Below are 19,526 nucleotides of genomic sequence, written 5' to 3'. Positions count from 1 at the left end.
TGAATTCATACCCAAAGGAAGGCTCGGATTATGCCTTTTCGGACATAATAAAATCCAGTCAAACCAAGACTAAACGAGATCCGGGCGGAAGAGCAGAAACACCATATTACCCAAACTCTTGCACAGGATTTTTATAAAATGGATTTTCAAACATTTGAAAATTTAATAAAAAATGAAAATTCAGCAAAAAAATACCTGTTGCAATTTTGCTGGAAAAACCATCAGCGCATCTGCCCCAAATGCCGCAGCCGGAAACTGTACACCCTGCAGGGCGGCAGGCGTCGCTGCGCGCGCTGCGCCTACACCTTCCACGACTTCAGCCAGCGATTCCTGAACAACGGAAACCTCTCCCCCAGGCAGTGGCTCAGGCTGATCAAACTCTTCGAGCTGGAGGTGCCAACGGGGCGCATGGCCGAACAGCTGGGCGTCACCTACAACACCGCCTACAAGGCCGTGACCACCCTGCGCATGGCCATCCTGGCCCACTCCCTGGACGCGCGCCTCATCATCCGCTCCATCGAGGGACTGGGCTTCTCCAAGTCGGGCAAGTTCCATCTGGACATGAGCACCAGGGGCGGCCGGATGCCCGTGTTCGGCATCGTCGAACGCGGCCCCCACGTCTTTGCCGACCTCATCCCGGAACTCGACGGCGACAGCATCGTCCACTTCAAGATGAATTTCCACCTCAAGACCGCGAGTTTGGGCAAGATCATCTACACCGACCGCTTCAAGCAATACGCGGCCCTGCTCACGGGCGGCAGCCAGCTGTCCTCCATCTACAACATCCGCCATGCCGACAAGGGCCTCCACATCGACTCGTCCAAGGGCTTCTGGTCCTTCTCCAAGGAGTGGTTCCGCCGCCTCAAGGGCATCTCGCCCCGCAACTTCCCCCTGTACATCAAGGAGCTGGAATTCCGCTACAACCACAAGAGCGAGGACATTTTCCCCATCCTGGCCGAGTACCTCTGCGCCATGGTGCCGGACTTTGAGGATTAAGCATCTTCTTGCAACTTATTCGGTTTTTCCTTCATAGGCTCAATCATGGAAAAATCGGAAACCGTATCGAAAGTTTGCCCATCCGGAGCGAGAAATTACGGGCAGTTCCCCACCAGGGACATGCTGCCCTTCTCGGGCCTGGGCTTCGATCTCCAGGCGGTCCTGACCGCCGTGACGGTGGTAAGGACCGTGGGCTCCTTGAAGAAGCCCGCCGTCGCCCCCCGCCTCGATACGCCGTTCCCGTCTGGCCGTCGGCTTTTGATAAGCCTTGGCCGTGAAATTCGTGGCAGGTAAAACCAGAAACATTGTCAGGAGGAACTGCATGAAACTGGGAAGAAGAGAATTCGTCAAACTCACTGCCGCGGCCACCGCGGTCACGGCCTTCGGAGGCCTGGGGTTTGACCTGGCGCCGACCAAGGCCCACGCTCAGCTCATGAGTCTGCGCAAAGGCAAGGAAACCACCTCGGTCTGCTGCTACTGCTCGGTAGGCTGCGGGCTCATCGTCACCACCGACGAAAAGACGGGTCGCGCCATCAACATCGAAGGCGATCCCGATCATCCCATCAATGAAGGCGCCCTGTGCGCCAAAGGCGCCGCCCACTACCAGCTGGCGGAAAACCCCAAACGCATCACCAAAGTCCAGTACCGCGCCCCCGGCAGCGACAAGTGGGAAGAGAAGAGTTGGGACTGGGCCATCACGGAAATCGCCAAGCGCGTGAAAAAAGTCCGTGACGAGTCCTTTGCCGTCAAGAACGCCAAGGACCAGATCGTCAACCGCACAGAAGGGCTGGCCTCCGTCGGCTCGGCCGCCATGGACAACGAGGAGTGCTGGATCTACCAGGCGTTCCTCCGCAGCCTGGGGCTGACATACATAGAGCACCAAGCACGTATTTGACACAGCGCAACTGTTGCGGCTCTGGCAGAGTCGTTCGGACGCGGCGCGATGACCAACCACTGGATCGACTTCAAGAACAGTGATTGCATTCTTATCATGGGCAGCAACGCTGCCGAAAACCATCCCATCTGCTGGAAGTGGGTGACCAAGGCGCAGGAGGCGGGCGGAACCGTCATCCATGTCGACCCGCGCTACACACGCACCTCCTCCAAGGCGGACCTGTACGTCCCCCTGCGCTCCGGCTCCGACATCGGTGTCCTGGGCGGCATGATCAAGTACATTCTGGACAATGACCTGACCCAGAAGGAGTACGTCCTCGAGTACACCAACGCCTCCTTCATCGTCGGCAAGGACTTCAGCTTCAAGGACGGCCTGTTCTCCGGTTTCGACGAGGCCGGACGCAAGTACGACAAGAAGTCCTGGGCCTTCGAGATGGACGAGAACGGCGTTCCCAAGCGGGACATGACCCTGAAGGACCCCCGCTGCGTGTACCAACTCCTGAAGGCGCACTACGACCGCTACGACACCAAGAAGGTGTCCTCCATCTCCGGCACGCCCGAAGACAAGCTGCTGGCCCTTTACAAGGCCTACACGGCCACGGGCAAGCCCGACAAGGCCGGCACCATCCTGTACGCCATGGGCTGGACCCAGCACACCGTCGGCGTGCAGAACATCCGCGCCATGAGCATCATCCAGCTGCTGCTGGGCAACATGGGCGTGGCCGGCGGCGGCGTGAACGCCCTGCGCGGCGAATCCAACGTCCAGGGCTCCACGGACCAGGCCCTGCTCTTCCACATCATCCCCGGCTACCTGCCGACCCCCAGGGCCAACCAGGCCGTCTACGACGACTACCTGAAGGCCATCACCCCGGTCAGCAAGGATCCCAAGAGCGTCAACTGGAAGCAGCACCAGCCCAAGTACATGACCAGCATGCTCAAGGCATTCTACAAGGAAGCCGAGCCGGCACAGGCCTATGAATGGATGCCCAAGCTGGATGAAGGCCAGAACGCCTCCTGGCTGGTCCTCTTCGACAAGATGCTCAAGGGCCAGTTCAAGGGCTTCTTCGCCTGGGGCATGAACCCGGCAGCCAGCGGCGCGGACTCCAACAAGACCCGCGAAGCCCTGGCCAAGCTGGACTGGATGGTCAACGTCAACATCTTCGAGAACGAGACCGGCTCCTTCTGGAAGGGCCCGGGCGTGGACCCCAAGAAGATCAAGACCGAAGTCTTCTTCCTGCCCTGCTGCGTCTCGGTGGAAAAGGAAGGCTCCATCTCCAACTCCGGCCGCTGGATGCAGTGGCGCTACGCCGGTCCGAAGCCCATGGGCGAGACCAAGCCGGACGGCGACATCATCTATGAACTGGCGCTGAAGATCCGCGAACTCTACAAAAAGGAAAAGGGCGCCTTCCCCGACCCGATCCTCGGCCTCAACGTCGACGACTGGGGCGACGGACACGTCTTCGACCCGCACAAGGTCGCAAAGCTCATCAACGGCTACTTCCTGAAGGACACGACCATCAAGGGACCCGACGGCAAGGAAACCGTGTACAAGGCCGGCAGCCAGCTGCCGAACTTCCTGATCATGCAGGCCGACGGCTCGACCTGCTCAGGCAACTGGATCTACGCCGGTTCCTACACGGACAAGGGCAACATGGCCGCCCGCCGCGACAAGACCCAGACGCCCGAACAGGAAAAGATCGGCCTTTTCCCGAACTGGACCTGGTCCTGGCCGGTCAACCGCCGCATCATCTACAACAGGGCCTCCGTTGACCTCACCGGCAAGCCCTGGGCGCCGAACAAGCCGGTCCTGGCCTGGGACGGGGCCAACAAGAAGTGGCTCATCGACGTGGTCGACGGCGGCGGCGACGCCGGCGCCAAGCACCCCTTCATCATGCAGACGCACGGCCTGGGCGCCCTGTACGGCCCCGGCCTGAACGACGGCCCCTTCCCCGAATACTACGAGCCCCTGGAGTGCCCGGTCACCGAGCATCCCTTCTCCAAGACGCTCAACAACCCGACTGCCCTGATGTTCGCGGAAGACGCCCACAAGCGCACGACCTGCGACCCGCGGTTCCCGTTCGTCTGTACGACCTACCGCGTCACCGAGCACTGGCAGACGGGCGTTCTGACCCGCTGGCTGCCCTGGCTGACGGAAGCCCAGCCGCAGATGTTCTGCGAAATGAGCGAAGAATTGGCCGAACTCAAAGGCATCAAGAACGGCGAAAAGGTTATCCTGGAGAACCCGCGCGGCCAGCTCTGGGCCATCGCCATCGTGACCAAGCGCTTCAAGCCCTTCGAGGTCATGGGCAACCCGGTCCACGTGGTCGGCATTCCCTGGCACTTCGGCTGGGTCTGGCCCAAGGACGGCGGCGACGCCGCCAACCTGCTCACCCCGGCCGTCGGCGACCCGAATACCGGCATCCCGGAAAGCAAGGCCTTCATGGTCAACGTGAAGAAAGCGTAAGGAGTCGATATGTCAGGAAAATCATTCTTCGTCGATCTGACCAAGTGTACGGCCTGCCGCGGCTGCCAGGTGGCCTGCAAGCAGTGGAACAAACTCCCGGCCGAGGAGACCAGAAACCACGGGTCCCATCAGAACCCCATGGACGTCTCGGCCATCACCTACAAGACCGTGCACATGAAGGAAGTGGCCGACGACAAGGGCTTCATGGCCGCTTGGCTGTTCTTCCCGGAACAGTGCCGGCACTGCACCGAACCCCCCTGCAAGATGACCGCTGACGCCTATGACGACAAGGCCATCTACCAGGACGAGGCCACGGGCGCCATCATCTTCACGGAAAAGACCAAGGACCTGCCGGATTTCAACGAAATCCGCGAGTCCTGCCCCTACAACATCCCGCGCCAGAACGCGGAAACCAAGGTCATGACCAAGTGCACCATGTGCCTTGACCGCGTGCAGAACGGCCTGAAGCCCGCCTGCGTGCAGTCATGCCCCACCGGAACAATGAACTTCGGAGATCGGGACGAAATGCTGGCGCTGGCCGAAAAACGGCTGGCCGAGGTGCAGAAGAAATACCCGGACGCGGTGTTGGGCGACGCCGAGGCCACCAGGGTCATCTACCTGTACCAGGCTGACCCCAAGTCGTACCACCCGTACTCGGTGGCCGACGCGACGATGCCCGGCCTCATGAACCGCAAGGCCATGTTCGCCAAGCTGTTCGGCTCGAAATCCAGAAGCAAGGCCTAACGGCCCTCCTCCATCGGCAGGCCGGGAAGCCGTCTTCCCGGCCACTTCTTCATTGAGAAGGCCCGCCACCGCAGGACGGTGGCGGGCCTCTCTTCATGCCGGGAAGGGAACAGGGCTAGAGGGGGTACGGCGTCAGGCTGCGCACGCCCTTCTCGGTGACCAGCACCGTCTGCTCGAACTGCGCCGACAGGCTGCCGTCGGCCGTGATCACGGTCCAGCCGTCGTCCAGGCGCTTGATCCCGAGTCCGCCCTGGTTGATCATGGGCTCGATGGTGAAGACCATGCCCGGCACCAGGACGATGCCCAAACCCGGCCGGCCCGTGTGGTTGACCTGGGGCGGCTCGTGAAAAGCGTGCCCGACTCCGTGGCCGACCAGTTCCCGGACCACGGAATAGCCGGCGGCCTCGGCGTGGGCCTGGATGGCGTGCCCCACGTCCCCCAGCGTCGCGCCTGGCCTGACGGCGGCCATGCCACGGGCCAGGGATTCGGCCGTGACCTGCACCAGACGCCTGGCCGCGGGCGAGACTTCGCCCACGAGGAAGGTGCGGTTGGCGTCGGCGTACCAGCCGTCCAGGATACTCGTCACGTCGACGTTGACGATGTCGCCTTCGGCGATGACCCGCGAACCGGGGATGCCGTGGCAGATCTCGTCGTTGACGGACACGCACACGCTTTTGGGGAAGCCCCGGTACCCAAGGGGCGCAGGCGTCGCGCCGTGCTCCAGGGTGAACTCGTGCACGAGGGCGTTCAGGCTGTCGGTGGTGACGCCGGGACGGATTCCGGCCTGGACCACTTCCAGGGTGCGGGCCACGAGATCTCCGGCACGGGCGATGCCGTCGATGGCGGCCTGGTCCTTGAGGCGGATGCGGTAGCGCTTCCAGTACTCGGACTCCAGGTCGGGACTGAGCTTGCGGCGGTTGAGACGGGCTTTGGCGTTACGAAAAAGCATGGCGGTCCTGCGTTGGTTGTTCGACCGACCTTGGCGCAGAATTCCCCGGCTGTCCAGTGCCCCCGGCCGTTGCCTTCCACGGTGCTTTGGGCCATGGTGTCCGAAACACAGGAGGAAACCATGCCGACCATCGCCATCAAAGGAATGTCCTGCGCCCACTGCACCGGCTCCGTCACCAAGCTGCTCTCGTCCATGCCCGGCATCACCAACGTCTCCGTGACCCTGACGCCCGGCCAGGCAACCTTCGACGCCGCCCCGGACGTGGACCTCGCGGCCGTGAAGAACGCCATCCGCAAGATCGGCTTCGAGCCCCAGGACTAGCCGGATGTTCTCGACGCTGCGCAAGCTGATCCTGCTGCTCCTTGGCATCCCCTTCGTCATCCTGGGCACCCGCTTTCTCCTCGACGCCGGCCAGAGCTACCTGACCTTCCGCGCGGCCGAAGCCTGGACGCCCCAGTCCGCTCGGATCATCACCGTGGAACACCTCTCGGGCCCCGACCAGGCTCTGGGCAACCAGACCGTGGCGCGCTACGCCTACGAGTTCGGGGAGCGGAGTCACGAAGGGCAGTTCTCGTGCATCGGGGACGAGTGCCCCCAGCCCGACCTGCACGAAACCCTGCGCGCGGCCCAGGCAGAAAACCGCACCGTGGCCGTGCTGGTGGACCCGGACAAGCCGGAGCGTTCCGTCCTGTACCGGCACCTGCACCTGCCCCTTTTTCTGCTGAAGGCCGGGGCGGGACTCTTCTGCTTCGCCACGGGCTGCGTGGCCGTGATCTTCGGCGTCTATCTGCTGAGCGGCCAGGGCGGCCGCAAGGAGGGGGCATGATCCACGTCACGGCGCGCGTCGCCCTGAAGCCCGGTCAATCCCCGCTTTTCCTGCGTGAATTCCGCGAACTGGCGACGCTGGTGCGCCAGGAGGCCGGCTGCCTGGACTACTTCCCCACCCGGGACGTACGCATGGGCATGGACAGCCAGCGCTACGACCCGGACAGCGTGACCATCGTCGAGAGATGGGCCAACCGGTCCGCCCTGGAAAGGCACCTGCGCTCGGGGCACATGCGCGGCTTCCAGGAGAGGGTTTCGGACATCGTCCTGAACGTGTCCCTGAGCATTGTCGAAGAAGTCTGAAGGGTCCGCGCGAATGCGAACCGCCCCTGCCGAACGTCCGGCCGGGGCGGTTTTTTTTTGCGGCGGATGTTACCCGGCGGCGAGGATGAGCAGGGCGTTGACGACGCTGGCGGCCAGGTTCGACCCGCCCTTGCGGCCGGCCACGGCGATGTAGGGGATGGCGTCCTGGGCCAGGAGCAGTTCCTTGGACTCGGCCGCGTTGACGAAGCCCACGGGCATGCCGACGACGAGCTTCGGCGGCCGCGCGCCGAGGGCGACGCGCTCCAGCAGGCGGTACAGGGCCGTGGGCGCGTTGCCGATGACGAAGATGTCCGCCCCGCCGCCGTCCATGACCTCGTCCACGGCCGCCCAGGCCCGCGTCACGCCATCTGCCTTCGCCCTGGCCGCCACCCGCGGCTCGTCCATGAGACAGCGCGCGGCGCAGCCCAGCGGGGTCAGGCGGCGGGCCGGGATGCCCGAAAGGGCCATGCGCGTGTCCGTGACGATGTCCGCGCCCGCGCGCAGCGCGTCCATGCCGGCGCGAACGGCGTCCGGGTGGAAGCGGATGTGGTTCAGGAGGTCGAAATCAGCCGTGGTGTGGACCATGCGCCGGGCCACGGCCCACTGCGCTCCTTCGAAGGGACGCGGCTCGGGGACTTCGGCGTCGATGATGGCCAGGGACCGGGGCTCGATCTCCTCGGGCGGGACGTGGACGTACATGCAAAAGTCCTTGAGGGACGGGCCGGGAAGGCCCGGGAAGGGGTTCTGTGAGGAGGGTCAGTTCTTCGCGGCCTCGTGGATCGTCAGGACAAAGAGGCTGGTCTGTTCGAAGAACTCCTGCTCGATACGCCCGGCCACCGCGTCGTCCACGTCGAGCACGACCCGGGCGCGCTTGAAGGGCTTGTCCTCGTGCCCGAGGCGGATCCTGCGGATCATGCGCCCCTGCACCTCGACGTCGCGCTGAAGCCCCGCCTCGGGCAGGGCGCCGTCGAAATCGCAGACCACGCGCACGGGCTGCGTCTGCCTGAGGGTGAAGACATCGGGCAGCACCGGACCGTCGAGATAGACGAGCACCTTCTCCATGGCCCCACGGCTCTCGAAGTCGACCCGCACCACGCGCTGCTCGCGGAAGTCCAGGCAGCCCTTGTTCCGGAAAAGGACCGGGACCGGGACCTCTGTTCCGGGCTTGAGCAGTTCGGAATGGGTGAGGCCGGGGTTGAGCCCGGCGAAGGCCTCGCGGACGCGCGAGTAATCGGACATCGACGAGATGCAGTTGGCCTTCAGGATCACGCCGCGGATCGTGTCCCCGGCGACGACCTTGTGGCGGATCGTCTCCGGACCGGCTGAAAAGGCTCCGGTCGGGCAGGCAGCGAAAATGCAGAACAGGAAAACGGCTACGCGTATGGGCAGTGTGTTCATGAGCGAGTGACATCCATCGGTTTGACGATGCTCGAATCACGGCGACCCTACCTAAGATTCCGGCAAAAGAAAACAATTTGAGATTTCGAATTTCGGCTCGCCGCCGTTTCTCCGCCGGCCGGGGTCCCGCGGTTGGAATCGGAGGCGGTTTCGGATATGCTCTCGCAGTCGCGCCCGCACACAGGCAGTTCACGCCGCCAAGGCGCCGCGCCAGGGAGTAGCCTCATGAACACCGAAAGCACGCACCTGCCCGAAAACGCGGAGCGCCTGGCCAGACTGGTGGCCGAACTGGACGAAGCCAGGCGGCAGGCCGAGGCTGCCAGCCGCGTGAAATCGCAGTTCCTGGCCAATTTCAGCCACGAAATCCGCACGCCCATGAACGCCATCATCGGCATGACGGACGTGGTCCTGAACACGAAACTGGGCGCCGACCAGCGCCGCGCCCTGAACATCGTCAAGACGGCTTCCGAGGCCCTGCTGGACCTGATCAACGGCGTCCTGGACCTCTCAAAGATCGAGGCCGGCCAGTTCGAGCTCGAACCTCGCGACTTCGACCTGCGCGCCGCCATCGAGCGCACCGTGGGCACCCTGGGCCTCACCGCCGCCGAGAAGGGGCTCGAACTGCTCTGCCTCCTGCCCTGCGACCTGCCCCGCGAGGTGCGCGGCGACCCCATCCGCCTGCGCCAGATCCTCATCAACCTGCTCGGCAACGCCCTCAAGTTCACGCCTTCGGGCCATGTCTGCTGTTCCTGCGAGGTCGCCGAAACCGCCGAAGATTGGTGCCTGCTGCGCTTCCGCGTCGAGGACACGGGCATCGGCATCCCCCCGGACAAGCTCTCCGCCATCTTCGAGGACTTCACCCAGGTCGACAGCTCCTCCACCCGCGTCTACGGCGGCACGGGCCTCGGCCTGTCCATCGCCCGCAAGCTCGTACGGCTCATGGGCGGCGACATCAGCGTGGAAAGCTCCCCCGGCCACGGCAGCGCCTTCGAGTTCACGGCGCGCATGGGGCTCGTCTCCCCGGCCGACACGACCCACGCCGGGGTCTTCGACGACGCGGCCAAGGTCCTGGTCGTGGCCAACAACCGCCTCATCCGCCGCCAGGTCCGCCGCCTGCTCGAATTCTGGGGCCTGCCCTGCGAAACGGCCGAATGCATGGACTGCCTGGGGCTTGATGGCGGCGGCTTCGACCTCGTCATCCTCGACACGGACTTCGGCGACTTCGCCTGCATGGAGCTCATGGACCCCGGCGGGACCCTCCACGACAAGCCGACCATCGTCCTGACCCAGATCGGCGACCGCTCCGTGACCGCCGGCCAGGGGGGCGTGAAGGCGGTGCTGGCCAAGCCCCTCATGCAGGACGAGCTGCTGAAGGCCCTGGCCGGGGCCTTCGGCCTGCGCCTGGAGCTTGCGTCGGACGAACCGGCCGGGGAAGAGCTGGCACGGCTGCGGCCCCTGGAAATCCTCCTGGTCGACGACGTTCCCACCAACCGGGAGCTGGCCGAACTCCTGCTGCGGCGCATGGGCCAGACCATGCACCACGCCCGCGACGGCCTCGACGCCCTGACGATGCTTGGCCGCCACACCTACGACCTGGTCTTCATGGACCTGCAGATGCCCGTCATGGACGGCTTCACGGCCACGCAGGTCATCCGCGCCTGCGAGCAGGGCCGGCCCGCTCCCACGGACCTGGACGGCAGCATCCTCATCCGGGCCCTGCGCGAAAAGATCGCAGGGACGTTCACGCCCATCGTGGCCATGACGGCCCATTCCCTGCTGGAGGACAAAGAGCGTTGCATGGACATCGGCATGGACGCCTACCTCACCAAGCCCCTGCGCGCCGAGGAGGTGTACGCCGTGCTCGGCACCTTCGCGGGCTCCGGAGACGGGAAGGACGCCCCCGCACTGGCGGATCCTGCGCAGCCCGGGCATGGCGGAACGGCCGGGGATGAGGCGGCGGCACCCGACGCGGCCTGCGGGAGGGGCTTCTTCGAGCGCATCCTGGCCGCCCTGAACGCCCAGTACGAACTGGAGCGGGACGAAGCCATGCCGCTGGTGCAAAGCCTTTTCGACGCCCTGAAGGAACACCTCGCGGGCCTGGAGGTCTGCCTGGCCGGATCCGACGTGGCCGGGGCCGGGCGGCACGCCCACGCCGTCAAGGGGCTGCTGCTGAACATGGGGCTCACGCCCGAAGGGCTGGCCGCCAAGGCGGTGGAGGATCTGGCCAGGGCCGGAACGGATTTCGAGACCTTTTCCCCGGCGGCCGGGAGCCTTCTGGACCTGACCGCGGGCATCACGGCGGAGCTTCGGTCCGCCCTCAACGACCACAAGGAGGCAACATGAACACGCTGACCTGGCACGGCCACTCGGCCTTCGCCATAACATCCAAGGGCAAAACCATCCTCATCGACCCCTGGTTCGACGGCAACCCCTCGGCCAAGACCACGGCCAAGAACGTCGAGGCCGACCTGGTCCTGGTGACCCACGACCACGGCGACCACGTGGGCCAGGCCCTGGACATCTGCAAGCGCACCGGCGCGTCGTTGGGGTGCATCGTGGAACTGGCCGCCAAGCTCAAGTCCCAGGGCCTGCCCGACAGCCAGGTGCTGAACGGCATCGGCTTCAACATCGGCGGCACCGTGACCCACCAGGGCATCAGCGTGACCATGACCCAGGCCCACCACTCCTGCGAGTCGGGCGTGCCCACGGGCTTCATCGTCCGCCTGGAGGACGGCTACACGGTCTACCACGCCGGGGACACGGGCATCTTCTCGTCCATGGCCCTGTGGGGCAAGCTCCACCGCATCGACCTGGCCCTGCTGCCCATCGGCGGCGTCTTCACCATGGACGCGGCCCAGGCCGCCATGGCGACCATGATGCTTCGGTGCAAGAAGGTCGCCCCCATGCACTGGGGGACCTTCCCGGTCCTGGACCAGAACGTGGACGCCTTCAGGAGGGAGCTGGACAAGCTGGAGCTGGGCGACGCCCTGATGCAGCTCGAGGTAGGCGTGCCCGTGGGGCTGGTGAGGTAGGCCCGCGCAGGCCCGTCGCGCGCGACCGCGATCAAGGCCCGGCCGGGGAGACCGACCGGGCCTTGCGCCGTTCTAGAGCGTCGGCGGCACGACCTCGCCGCTGGCTACCATGCGCTCGATCTGGTCCACGTCCTTGTCGCCGCGGCCCGAGAGGTTGACGATGATGATGGTCTCCGGCGGCAGCCCCGGCGCGATGCGCAGGGCGTGGGCCAGGGCGTGGGAGGACTCCAGGGCCGGGATGATGCCCTCGGTGCGGGACAGGAGGAAGAAGGCGTCCAGGGCCTCCTTGTCGCTGGCGTGCACGTACTCGGCCCGGCCCGTGTCCTTCATGTGGGCGTGCTCGGGGCCGACGCTCGGGTAGTCGAGGCCGGCGGAGATGGAGTAGACCTCCGCGGGCTCGCCCTTTTCATCTTTGAGCATGTAGGAGTTGAAGCCGTGCATGACGCCGGGTTCGCCCAGGCAGAGAGTGGCGGCGTGCTGCCCGTAGCCCAGCCCCCGGCCCGCGGGTTCCACGCCCACGAGCCTGACCTCGGGATGGGGGATGAATTCGGCGAAGAGGCCCATGGCGTTGGAGCCGCCGCCGACGCAGGCGATGCAGTAGTCGGGCAGGCGCCCTTCGGCCTCCAGGATCTGGGCCTTGGCCTCGCGGCCGACGATGGACTGGAATTCGCGGACCATGAGGGGGTACGGGTGCGGACCCACGGCCGAACCGAGCAGATAGAACGTGTTCTGAGCGTCCTGGACCCAGGCCATGAGGGCCTCGTCCACGGCCTCCTTGAGGGTCTTCTGTCCGCTCTCGGCCGGCACGACCCTGGCGCCCATCATCTGCATGCGGAAGACGTTGAGCTTCTGGCGCTCCACGTCCACGGCGCCCATGTGGATGGTGCACTCCATGCCCATGAGCGCCGCAGTGGCGGCCGTGGCCACGCCGTGCTGCCCCGCGCCGGTCTCGGCGATGATCTTCTTCTTGCCCATGCGCTTGGCCAGCAGGATCTGGCCGATGGTGTTGTTGACCTTGTGGGCGCCGAGGTGGTTCAGGTCCTCGCGCTTGAGGTAGATTTTGGCCCCGCCGCAGCGCTTGGTCAGGTTGGCGCAGAAGTAGAGCGGGTTGGGCCGCCCGGTGAACTGCCGCTGGTAATACTCGTATTCCTCGATGAATTCCGGGTCGTTGCGGTAACGTTCAAAGGCCTGTGCCAGTTCGTTCAGGATGTCCCTGATGGGTTCCGGTACGTACTGGCCGCCGTAGGCGCCGAAAAATCCGTCGGCTGTGGGCATGGTCATGGGGTGTCTCCTTGGAGTTCGGGTAAAAAAAAACCGCGGTCAGTGTGCACTGCCGCGGCTGATGTTCGCTTCTTCCCTTACGGGTCGGGTTTTCAGGCCAAGACGCATCCCACGGCATGTTCCTCATGCCGCCACCAAAGAAGGGAAAGGGTCGTGACCTTGATATTCATGGACATACCGAGTGCCTGCGCACCGGGCATTTGTCAAGGGATAATCGATCGTATATGTGAGGGCCTCACCAACACTCCCAGGAGCGCACGCATGATCACCACCAACGACCAGGCCGTCTGGCACGACCTCATCCCCGGCATCCGGGTCAGCACCCTCGTCCACGGGGAGAAGACCCTGATGGCCCGCTTCGAGCTGCAGGAGAAGTCCTTCCTGCCCATGCACTCCCACCCGCACGAGCAGACCGGCTACCTCGTCTCCGGAAGCATGACCATGACCATCGGCGGCGTGGAGCACCGTTTCGGCCCCGGCGACAGCTGGTGCATCGCCCCGGGCGTCGAGCACGGCGCCGTCGTCCACGAAACGGCTCTCGCCATCGAGGTCTTCAGCCCGGTGCGCGAGGATTACATCCCCTTCCTGCCCGCGCGGAGATAGCATGCCCATCGTCAGCATCCGCATGGCCAAGGGCCGCGACGTCGACCAGAAGCGCAGGCTGGCGGCCGAAGTGACCAGGGCCGTGGCGCAGTCCCTGGCTCTCCCGCCGGAACTGGTCTCCATCCAGATCGAGGAATTCGACCGGGAAAATTGGGCCACAGGCGGCGAACTGCACATCGACAAATTCGGCCCCGGGTGCGGCAAGCCATGACCTCCGGAGCCTTTTCCCGCACCCTGGCCGTCACGGAAGCGTCAACGGCCTGCGATGCCCTGGCCCGGCTGACCGGCCTGCCCAAGGCCCGCGTCAAGGACTGCATGGCCAAGGGGGGCGTGTGGTGGCAGCGGCCCGGCCGAAAGGCGTCGCGCCTGCGCCGGGCGACGGCCGAAGTGAAACCAGGCGATAATCTGGAGATGAACTACGACCCGGCCCTGCTGGCCCTGGTTCCGGCCGAACCGGAACTCGTCTTCAACGGCGGGCGCTGGTCCGTCTGGAACAAGCCGGCGGGAGTGCTGTCCCAGGGCACCCGCTTCGCGGACCACTGCGCCCTGCCCCGCCTGGCCCAGGCAGCCCTCGGGGCCAGAAACGAACTGCACCCCGTGCACAGGCTGGACCGCGAAGCACGCGGACTCATCCTCCTGGCCCACGACGCGGCGGCAGCGGCGAGATTGGGAGAATTGTTCCGGCAGGGAGGGGTACACAAGGAGTACATGGCCATCGTGCGCGGCGTCCCGGACTGGACGGAACTGACGGTCGGGGAGCCCATGGACGGCAGGGAAAGCCGGTCCGAATTCAAGGTCGTGCAATGCGATCCTGAATCGGGAACCACACTGCTGACGGCGCGCATCGACACGGGCCGCAAGCACCAGATCCGCCGCCACCTGGCCGGCCTGGGGCATCCGGTCATGGGGGACCCGCGCTACGGCCGCAACAACGCCTGCCCTCACGGCCTGCAGCTTCTGGCCGTGGGCTTGAGCCTGACCTGCCCCTTCACGCGCACGCACCACGCCTGGACCCTGCCGCCCCTGCCCTTTCCCCTGCGCGGTTGAACCGCGCCCCGTCGCAACCGCGTCAGGGCCCGGTCAGCGGCAGCCCGGCCCTGACCCACTCGGCAATCCCTCCGTCCAGGATGTACATCCTTGAAAAGCCGAGTTTCGTCATCGCCCGCAAAGCCAGGGTGCTCTGCCTGCCCTTCTGACAGTAGAGCAGTATCGTCGCGTCGCGGTCCAACAGGGAGACCATGCGCTGAAAATTCGTGGCGTAGTAATTCACCGAGCGCGCGCCTTCGATATGCCCCTGACGATATTCATCCACACTTCGCAAATCCAGAATGACAAACTTATCGTCGCCTTTGTTCTGTTCAATGAGCGACTGCGCCTCTTGTGCAGTAAGCAACAGCTCATTCGCGAACGCGCAAAACATATGCACGAACACAAACAAAGACAGGAAAAGGAGTATTTTGAAATTTTTTGCGTTTTTCAATGCTTCGCCCCGCGCGTATTCGGCAAATGACAAGAGGCCTGATCCAGTGCTCGATCAGGCTACGCAATCGAAGCCATCTTTGCAACCCGCAACGGCCGAGTCAGCGGGCTTCTCCGGCCCCCCGCCGCGCGCTCAACGGCGCCCGAACCGGACTTCGGTCCAACGCCGCGACACAAGGCCGCAAACCATGTTCCGCAACCACGGCAGCACACTCCCGACCGGCCGGGTCGCCTGCGCCATCCGCTCCCGGCCCGCGTATTTCGAGGGAAAATACGACCGAGACGAATGATTTTCAGCAAATCATTGCCAAAAGGTTCCCGGGGCGTTATGTTTTTCTCAAATGCCACCTGATGTTCCGCCTGACATTCAGCACCTCCCGCACCGCCTCACACGCACGCAGCAGCACAGCAAACGACAGTCCCGGCCAGCTTTCCGGCCGGGTGACATACTCAGAGGAGGAACACATGACTCATCAGATGTCCTTCAAGATGCACCAGCGAGAGGTCGAGCCGCGCTATCGCATCCAGATCGACGCGGCGGAATCGACGGAAGACGTGCGCAAGTTTTTCGAGCGCACCGTCTACAGTTTTCTGGAAAAAGCCATCGGGGACCAGATCGAGATCCAGCCCGGGGACGTGACCTTCGACCCGGACAGCGAACCGGCCTACCGCCTCAGTCCGCGCATGCTCGACAACGAGATTTTCAGACGGATCGACGAAGGATCGGATCTCTCGACCATACTGGCCCTGCTGTCCGGCCGGGCCCTCAACAGATACAAGCATCTGGCGACCAAGCACCCTGACAAGACCGAGGCCAAGATATTCCAGGTCCCGGGCCCGAGGAGCCACTAAACGGACCTGATGGAGCCATTTTCCCCGTAACGGTTTCACAACGAGAAAAGGAGGACGTCATGAAGATTCTGGCAGCCATCGATCAATCTGAATACGCCACGCTGGTACTGACGAAGGCCATGAAGCTCGCGGCTCAGGAAGGCGCGGAGCTCACGGCCCTGACCATCTCCAACGCGCCGTACACAAACCTGTATCTCGGCGAAATCTCGGGCGAGTTTATCGAAAAGATGCGCGAAGGCGTGCAGAAGACCGTCAGCCGCGCCCAGGAGCAAGCCAAGGCAGCAGGTGCCAAGGTCAATGTCGCGGTCGAGGAGAGCCCGTCGGCGGCGGACGCCATCGTCAAGTACGCAGAAAAGAACAACATTGACCTCATCGTCATCGGCAACAAGGGCGCCGGGGCCGTGGAGCGCTTCCTTATCGGCAGCGTTTCGAGCCAGGTCGTGACCCACGCGCCGTGCTCGGTGCTGGTGGTCAAGAAGTAGCGACGCGACAGGGCCTGAATTGCCGACGGCGGCGTCAGGCCCTCGTCATCCCGCCACGGACGCGGCCCGACTCCAGATCGGGGTCCGCGTTTCACGATACCCCCTCCGAATAACGTTTCTTCGCTATCCGGGGGGGAAATGCTCACGAAAAAAGGCGCCCCGTCGGACGCCTTTTTTCGTGACGATGTAGCAGCGGGCTCAGACCAGGCCGCGCAACGCCTCCAGAATGCCGTCGCGGTTGATGCCGAGCCGGGCCCGAAGCTCCCTCTGGCTGCCGTGTTCCACGAACTGGTCCGGCACGCCCAGGCGCCGGACGCGCAGGCTCCCCAGGACGCCGCGGTCGGCCAGAAGCTCCAGCACGGCCGAGCCGAAGCCGCCGGCCAAGGCGTTCTCCTCCACGGTCAGCATGAAGGGCTGCGACGCGGCCAACTCCAGGAGCTGCGCCTCGGGCAGGGGCTTGACGAAGCGGGCGTTGAACACGGCCACCTGCTTCCCCGTCTCCTCGGCCAGGACCCGCGCCGCCTCCAGGGCGGGGGCGACGCGGCTGCCAACGGCCACGATGACCCCGTCTGCGCCTTCGCGCAGCATCTCGCCCTGCCCGATGGGCAGGATTTCCGGTTTTTCGGCCAGGGGCGCGCCTTCGCCCACGCCGCGCGGGTAGCGCACGGCCACGGGGCCTTCGTAAGCCAGGGCCGTGGCCAGCATGTGCTGCAGCTCGGGTTCGTTGCGCGGGGCCATGAGCACGAGGTTCGGGATGTGGCGCAGGAAGGACAGGTCGAACACGCCGTGGTGCGTGGCCCCGTCCTCGCCCACCAGGCCGCCGCGGTCCAGGCAGAAGGTCACGTTCAGGTTCTGCAGGCAGACGTCGTGCACGATCTGGTCGTAGGAGCGCTGCATGAAGGTCGAGTAGATGGCCACCACGGGCTTCATGCCCTGGGAGGCCAGGCCGGCGGCGAAGGTCACTGCGTGCTGCTCGCAGATGCCCACGTCGAAGAAGCGGTCCGGGTAGCGCTCCGAGAACCCGGCCACGCCGGTGCCTTCGGGCATGGCGGCCGTGATGGCCACGATCTTGTCGTCCGCGGCCGCAAGGTCGCAGAGGGTCCTGCCGAAGACGTCGGTGTACGTCGGCAAGGCGCACGCGCCGAACTTCAGGGCCACACCCGTCTCGGGCTCGAAGCAGCCCACGCCGTGGAAATACGTCGGGTTGGTCTCGGCCGGCTCGTAGCCCTTGCCCTTCTTGGTCAGGACGTGAATCAGGATGGGCCCTTCGAGGCCCTTGGCCTGCTCCAGGACGCTCGTCAGCTGGCGCAGGTCGTGCCCCTTGATGGGCCCGATGTAGGTGAAGCGGAAGGCCTCGAAGAGCATGCCGGGGGTGAAGAAGCTCTTGAAGGAGTCCTCGCTGCGGCGGGCGTAGTCGGCCAGGTCGTCGCCGATCTTGGGGATCTGGCGCATGATGGCCTCGGCCTCCTTCTTGAACCGCTGCACCCAGCGCATGGACAGCTTGCGGCTCAGAAACGACGACAGGGCGCCGACGTTGCGGGAGATGGACATCTCGTTGTCGTTCAGGACGACGATGAGGTCCTTGCCCAGGCCTCCGGCCTGGTTCAGGCCCTCGTAGGCCAGGCCGGCGGTCATGGAGCCGTCGCCGATGACGGCCACGACCTTGTTGTCCCGCCTGGCCAGGTCCCGGGCCGCGGCCATGCCCAGGGCCGCGGAGATGGACGTGGAGGAGTGCCCCACGCCGAAATGGTCGAAGGGGCTCTCGGCCGGACGCGGGAAGCCGCTGATGCCGCCGAGCTGGCGCAGGGTGTGGAAGCGCGACAGGCGGCCCGTCAGCAGCTTGTAGGCGTAGGCCTGGTGTCCCACGTCCCAGACGATGCGGTCATGGGCGGGGTTGAAGACGCGCAGGAGCGCCATGGTCAGCTCCACCACGCCCAGTGACGGGGCCAGATGCCCGCCCGTGGACGAGACGGTCTGGATGATCATGCGGCGGATCTCTTCGCCCAGCCTGGTCAGTCCCTTCTCGTCCAGGCCCTGGATGTCGCCGGGCTGCCGGATGCCGGCCAGGGTGGGGAAAAGTTCCTGCAGGGTTTGCTCGGTCATGGATGCTCCTAGTGCGTTCGATCCAGAATGTACCCGGCCACGGCGCGCAGGAAATCGGCGCGCGGGTGCGAAAAGCCGTCCAGGGCGCCCACTGCCCGGTCCACGCTCTCGCGGGCCAGGGCGCGGCTCTTGTCGATGCCCAAGAGCGCCGGGTAGGTGGACTTGCCCTGGGCCTCGTCGCTGCCGGCGGGTTTGCCCAGTGCGGCCGTATCCCCGACCACGTCGAGGATGTCGTCCGTGACCTGGAAGGCCAGGCCCACGGCCCTGCCGTATTCCGAGGCCCGGGCCAGGGCGGCCTCGTCCCCGCCGCCGAGAATGCAGCCGGTCACGCAGGATGACTCGATGAGGGCCCCGGTCTTCATGGCGTGCATGGTCCGAAGCTGCGCGAGGTCGGCGCCCTTGCCCGTGAGGTCCATGTCCAGGACCTGGCCGCCGACCATGCCGCGCGGGCCGGCCGCGGTCGAAAGGTGAAATATGGCCCTCAGAACCCGATCGGCCGGAAGCTTCAGGGACGAGGCCAGGGTGAAGGCCTCGGTCAGCAGGCCGTCGCCGGCCAGGATGGCCGTGGCCTCGTCGAACTGCCTGTGGTTGGAGGGCTTGCCCCGGCGCAGGTCGTCGTCGTCCATGGCAGGCAGGTCGTCGTGGATGAGGGAGTAGGTGTGGATGCACTCGATGGCGCAGGCGAAATCGAGCACCGCTTCCAGGCGCCCCCCTACAAGCTCGGCCCAGGCCAGGCAGAGCACGGGCCGCAGGCGCTTGCCGCCGGCCATGAGGGAATACTCCATGGAAGCGACCAGATGCGCGGGCGTGGCCCCGTCGCCGAAAACCGTGGCCAGACGCCCTTCCACCACCGCGCCGAGCGCCTTGAGCTCGGCCTTCATGTCCTGCGGCGTCATGCGTCCCCCCCCGCTTCCGGTCCGGGCTCCTGCCCGGCGTTCTCGACGATGACGCGGGCCTGCTCCAGTTCGGCCGAGCACTCCCTGGACAGGCGCACACCCTCCTGAAAGAGCTTGACCCCCTGTTCCAGGGGCAGTTCCCCGCCCTCAAGCAGGGCCGTGATCTCCCTGACCCGCTCCAGCCGCTTTTCGAAACTCAGTGTCTTCGCCATATCCTGTCCTGCG

Annotated in this window: 22 protein-coding genes; 14 read left to right on the top strand and 8 right to left on the bottom strand. The window is 65.1% G+C overall.

The features are described from left to right. Positions 1–138: 138 nt before the first annotated feature. From ACZ5AC_RS04960 to ACZ5AC_RS04945, 4 genes are read left to right on the top strand one after another with little or no spacing between them, the layout of a single operon-like run. A complete protein-coding gene (locus tag ACZ5AC_RS04960; RefSeq protein ID WP_464249850.1) occupies positions 139–996 on the top strand; it encodes a transposase in 858 nt (285 codons plus the stop codon). Between the two features lie 45 nt (positions 997–1,041). Next, positions 1,042–1,290: a hypothetical protein gene (locus tag ACZ5AC_RS04955; protein WP_464249849.1), complete on the top strand. Its 249-nt coding sequence runs from the start codon at positions 1,042–1,044 to the stop codon at positions 1,288–1,290. A gap of 28 nt (positions 1,291–1,318) precedes the next feature. Next, the gene (fdnG, locus tag ACZ5AC_RS04950; RefSeq protein WP_464249848.1) at positions 1,319–4,354 is read left to right on the top strand and encodes a formate dehydrogenase-N subunit alpha; all 3,036 of its coding nucleotides are present in this window, start codon (positions 1,319–1,321) and stop codon (positions 4,352–4,354) included. A 9-nt stretch (positions 4,355–4,363) separates the two neighbouring features. Further along, positions 4,364–5,098, top strand: coding sequence for a 4Fe-4S dicluster domain-containing protein (locus ACZ5AC_RS04945; RefSeq protein WP_464249847.1), 735 nt, complete (start codon positions 4,364–4,366; stop codon positions 5,096–5,098). A 115-nt stretch (positions 5,099–5,213) separates the two neighbouring features. Here the strand turns inward: ACZ5AC_RS04945 and map are convergent, their stop codons facing one another. After that, positions 5,214–6,047 (bottom strand): type I methionyl aminopeptidase, encoded by an 834-nt coding sequence (gene map, locus ACZ5AC_RS04940; RefSeq protein WP_464249846.1) that lies wholly within the window; start codon positions 6,045–6,047, stop codon positions 5,214–5,216. Positions 6,048–6,167: 120 nt separating this feature from the next. Between map and ACZ5AC_RS04935 the strand changes: the two genes are divergently transcribed. The 3 genes from ACZ5AC_RS04935 to ACZ5AC_RS04925 are packed head-to-tail and all read left to right on the top strand — an operon-like array spanning position 6,168 to position 7,175. Then, on the top strand, positions 6,168–6,368 hold the full coding sequence (locus ACZ5AC_RS04935) for a heavy-metal-associated domain-containing protein (protein WP_464249845.1): 201 nt from the start codon (positions 6,168–6,170) through the stop codon (positions 6,366–6,368). Positions 6,369–6,372: 4 nt separating this feature from the next. After that, entirely contained in the window at positions 6,373–6,873 is a 501-nt protein-coding gene (locus ACZ5AC_RS04930) for a DUF3592 domain-containing protein (protein ID WP_464249844.1), read from the top strand. Beyond that, a complete protein-coding gene (locus tag ACZ5AC_RS04925; RefSeq protein WP_464249843.1) occupies positions 6,870–7,175 on the top strand; it encodes a putative quinol monooxygenase in 306 nt (101 codons plus the stop codon). Before ACZ5AC_RS04930 ends, ACZ5AC_RS04925 begins: the two co-directional genes overlap by 4 nt. Positions 7,176–7,244: 69 nt before the next feature. On the opposite strand, the gene ACZ5AC_RS04920 is transcribed toward ACZ5AC_RS04925, so the two are convergent. Together ACZ5AC_RS04920 and ACZ5AC_RS04915 are read right to left on the bottom strand one after the other, a co-directional pair. Beyond that, positions 7,245–7,874 carry a precorrin-8X methylmutase gene (locus ACZ5AC_RS04920; RefSeq protein WP_464249842.1) on the bottom strand — a complete coding sequence of 210 codons (630 nt, stop codon included), beginning with the start codon at positions 7,872–7,874 and terminating at the stop codon, positions 7,245–7,247. Positions 7,875–7,931: 57 nt separating this feature from the next. Next, complete coding sequence (locus tag ACZ5AC_RS04915; protein WP_464249841.1) at positions 7,932–8,573, bottom strand: AMIN domain-containing protein; 642 nt, start codon at positions 8,571–8,573, stop codon at positions 7,932–7,934. A gap of 225 nt (positions 8,574–8,798) precedes the next feature. Between ACZ5AC_RS04915 and ACZ5AC_RS04910 the strand changes: the two genes are divergently transcribed. Then, positions 8,799–10,916: a hybrid sensor histidine kinase/response regulator gene (locus tag ACZ5AC_RS04910; RefSeq protein WP_464249840.1), complete on the top strand. Its 2,118-nt coding sequence runs from the start codon at positions 8,799–8,801 to the stop codon at positions 10,914–10,916. After that, positions 10,913–11,605 (top strand): metal-dependent hydrolase, encoded by a 693-nt coding sequence (locus ACZ5AC_RS04905; RefSeq protein WP_464249839.1) that lies wholly within the window; start codon positions 10,913–10,915, stop codon positions 11,603–11,605. The genes ACZ5AC_RS04910 and ACZ5AC_RS04905 overlap by 4 nt, the downstream gene beginning before the upstream one ends. A gap of 72 nt (positions 11,606–11,677) precedes the next feature. Here the strand turns inward: ACZ5AC_RS04905 and trpB are convergent, their stop codons facing one another. Next, positions 11,678–12,886, bottom strand: coding sequence for a tryptophan synthase subunit beta (trpB, locus tag ACZ5AC_RS04900; RefSeq protein WP_464249838.1), 1,209 nt, complete (start codon positions 12,884–12,886; stop codon positions 11,678–11,680). Between the two features lie 261 nt (positions 12,887–13,147). Between trpB and ACZ5AC_RS04895 the strand changes: the two genes are divergently transcribed. The 3 genes from ACZ5AC_RS04895 to ACZ5AC_RS04885 are packed head-to-tail and all read left to right on the top strand — an operon-like array spanning position 13,148 to position 14,536. Continuing rightward, positions 13,148–13,489, top strand: coding sequence for a cupin domain-containing protein (locus ACZ5AC_RS04895; RefSeq protein WP_464249837.1), 342 nt, complete (start codon positions 13,148–13,150; stop codon positions 13,487–13,489). A 1-nt stretch (position 13,490) separates the two neighbouring features. Further along, positions 13,491–13,700 carry a tautomerase family protein gene (locus tag ACZ5AC_RS04890; RefSeq protein ID WP_464249836.1) on the top strand — a complete coding sequence of 70 codons (210 nt, stop codon included), beginning with the start codon at positions 13,491–13,493 and terminating at the stop codon, positions 13,698–13,700. Further along, positions 13,697–14,536, top strand: coding sequence for a pseudouridine synthase (locus ACZ5AC_RS04885; protein WP_464249835.1), 840 nt, complete (start codon positions 13,697–13,699; stop codon positions 14,534–14,536). The genes ACZ5AC_RS04890 and ACZ5AC_RS04885 overlap by 4 nt, the downstream gene beginning before the upstream one ends. Before the next feature lie 22 nt (positions 14,537–14,558). Here the strand turns inward: ACZ5AC_RS04885 and ACZ5AC_RS04880 are convergent, their stop codons facing one another. Next, complete coding sequence (locus ACZ5AC_RS04880; protein WP_464249834.1) at positions 14,559–15,002, bottom strand: rhodanese-like domain-containing protein; 444 nt, start codon at positions 15,000–15,002, stop codon at positions 14,559–14,561. Positions 15,003–15,433: 431 nt separating this feature from the next. Here ACZ5AC_RS04880 and ACZ5AC_RS04875 point away from each other — a divergent pair, with 431 nt between their 5' ends. Beyond that, the gene (locus ACZ5AC_RS04875; protein ID WP_464249833.1) at positions 15,434–15,820 is read left to right on the top strand and encodes a hypothetical protein; all 387 of its coding nucleotides are present in this window, start codon (positions 15,434–15,436) and stop codon (positions 15,818–15,820) included. A gap of 59 nt (positions 15,821–15,879) precedes the next feature. Further along, positions 15,880–16,302: a universal stress protein gene (locus ACZ5AC_RS04870; RefSeq protein ID WP_464249832.1), complete on the top strand. Its 423-nt coding sequence runs from the start codon at positions 15,880–15,882 to the stop codon at positions 16,300–16,302. A gap of 198 nt (positions 16,303–16,500) precedes the next feature. Here the strand turns inward: ACZ5AC_RS04870 and dxs are convergent, their stop codons facing one another. From dxs to xseB, 3 genes are read right to left on the bottom strand one after another with little or no spacing between them, the layout of a single operon-like run. Further along, entirely contained in the window at positions 16,501–18,405 is a 1,905-nt protein-coding gene (dxs, locus tag ACZ5AC_RS04865; RefSeq protein ID WP_464249831.1) for a 1-deoxy-D-xylulose-5-phosphate synthase, read from the bottom strand. 8 nt (positions 18,406–18,413) lie between these two features. Then, positions 18,414–19,301, bottom strand: a complete 888-nt coding sequence (locus ACZ5AC_RS04860; protein WP_464249830.1) for a polyprenyl synthetase family protein — start codon at positions 19,299–19,301, stop codon at positions 18,414–18,416. Further along, positions 19,298–19,513 (bottom strand): exodeoxyribonuclease VII small subunit, encoded by a 216-nt coding sequence (gene xseB, locus ACZ5AC_RS04855; protein WP_464249829.1) that lies wholly within the window; start codon positions 19,511–19,513, stop codon positions 19,298–19,300. The genes ACZ5AC_RS04860 and xseB overlap by 4 nt, the downstream gene beginning before the upstream one ends. Positions 19,514–19,526: the final 13 nt, after the last annotated feature.

It is taken from the genome of Desulfomicrobium aestuarii, assembly GCF_055385525.1.
This window is presented reverse-complemented; position numbering and strand designations above follow the sequence as displayed.

Coding starts and splice junctions, on each gene's coding strand:
- ACZ5AC_RS04910 (WP_464249840.1), top strand. CDS start 8,799: ATGAACACCGAAAGCACGCACCTGCCCGAAAACGCGGAGCGCCTGGCC.
- ACZ5AC_RS04930 (WP_464249844.1), top strand. CDS start 6,373: ATGTTCTCGACGCTGCGCAAGCTGATCCTGCTGCTCCTTGGCATCCCC.
- map (WP_464249846.1), bottom strand. CDS start 6,047: ATGCTTTTTCGTAACGCCAAAGCCCGTCTCAACCGCCGCAAGCTCAGT.
- ACZ5AC_RS04890 (WP_464249836.1), top strand. CDS start 13,491: ATGCCCATCGTCAGCATCCGCATGGCCAAGGGCCGCGACGTCGACCAG.
- ACZ5AC_RS04925 (WP_464249843.1), top strand. CDS start 6,870: ATGATCCACGTCACGGCGCGCGTCGCCCTGAAGCCCGGTCAATCCCCG.
- ACZ5AC_RS04870 (WP_464249832.1), top strand. CDS start 15,880: ATGAAGATTCTGGCAGCCATCGATCAATCTGAATACGCCACGCTGGTA.
- dxs (WP_464249831.1), bottom strand. CDS start 18,405: ATGACCGAGCAAACCCTGCAGGAACTTTTCCCCACCCTGGCCGGCATC.
- ACZ5AC_RS04905 (WP_464249839.1), top strand. CDS start 10,913: ATGAACACGCTGACCTGGCACGGCCACTCGGCCTTCGCCATAACATCC.
- ACZ5AC_RS04945 (WP_464249847.1), top strand. CDS start 4,364: ATGTCAGGAAAATCATTCTTCGTCGATCTGACCAAGTGTACGGCCTGC.
- ACZ5AC_RS04935 (WP_464249845.1), top strand. CDS start 6,168: ATGCCGACCATCGCCATCAAAGGAATGTCCTGCGCCCACTGCACCGGC.
- ACZ5AC_RS04860 (WP_464249830.1), bottom strand. CDS start 19,301: ATGACGCCGCAGGACATGAAGGCCGAGCTCAAGGCGCTCGGCGCGGTG.
- ACZ5AC_RS04955 (WP_464249849.1), top strand. CDS start 1,042: ATGGAAAAATCGGAAACCGTATCGAAAGTTTGCCCATCCGGAGCGAGA.
- ACZ5AC_RS04885 (WP_464249835.1), top strand. CDS start 13,697: ATGACCTCCGGAGCCTTTTCCCGCACCCTGGCCGTCACGGAAGCGTCA.
- xseB (WP_464249829.1), bottom strand. CDS start 19,513: ATGGCGAAGACACTGAGTTTCGAAAAGCGGCTGGAGCGGGTCAGGGAG.
- ACZ5AC_RS04915 (WP_464249841.1), bottom strand. CDS start 8,573: ATGAACACACTGCCCATACGCGTAGCCGTTTTCCTGTTCTGCATTTTC.
- trpB (WP_464249838.1), bottom strand. CDS start 12,886: ATGACCATGCCCACAGCCGACGGATTTTTCGGCGCCTACGGCGGCCAG.
- ACZ5AC_RS04920 (WP_464249842.1), bottom strand. CDS start 7,874: ATGTACGTCCACGTCCCGCCCGAGGAGATCGAGCCCCGGTCCCTGGCC.
- ACZ5AC_RS04895 (WP_464249837.1), top strand. CDS start 13,148: ATGATCACCACCAACGACCAGGCCGTCTGGCACGACCTCATCCCCGGC.
- ACZ5AC_RS04875 (WP_464249833.1), top strand. CDS start 15,434: ATGACTCATCAGATGTCCTTCAAGATGCACCAGCGAGAGGTCGAGCCG.
- ACZ5AC_RS04960 (WP_464249850.1), top strand. CDS start 139: ATGGATTTTCAAACATTTGAAAATTTAATAAAAAATGAAAATTCAGCA.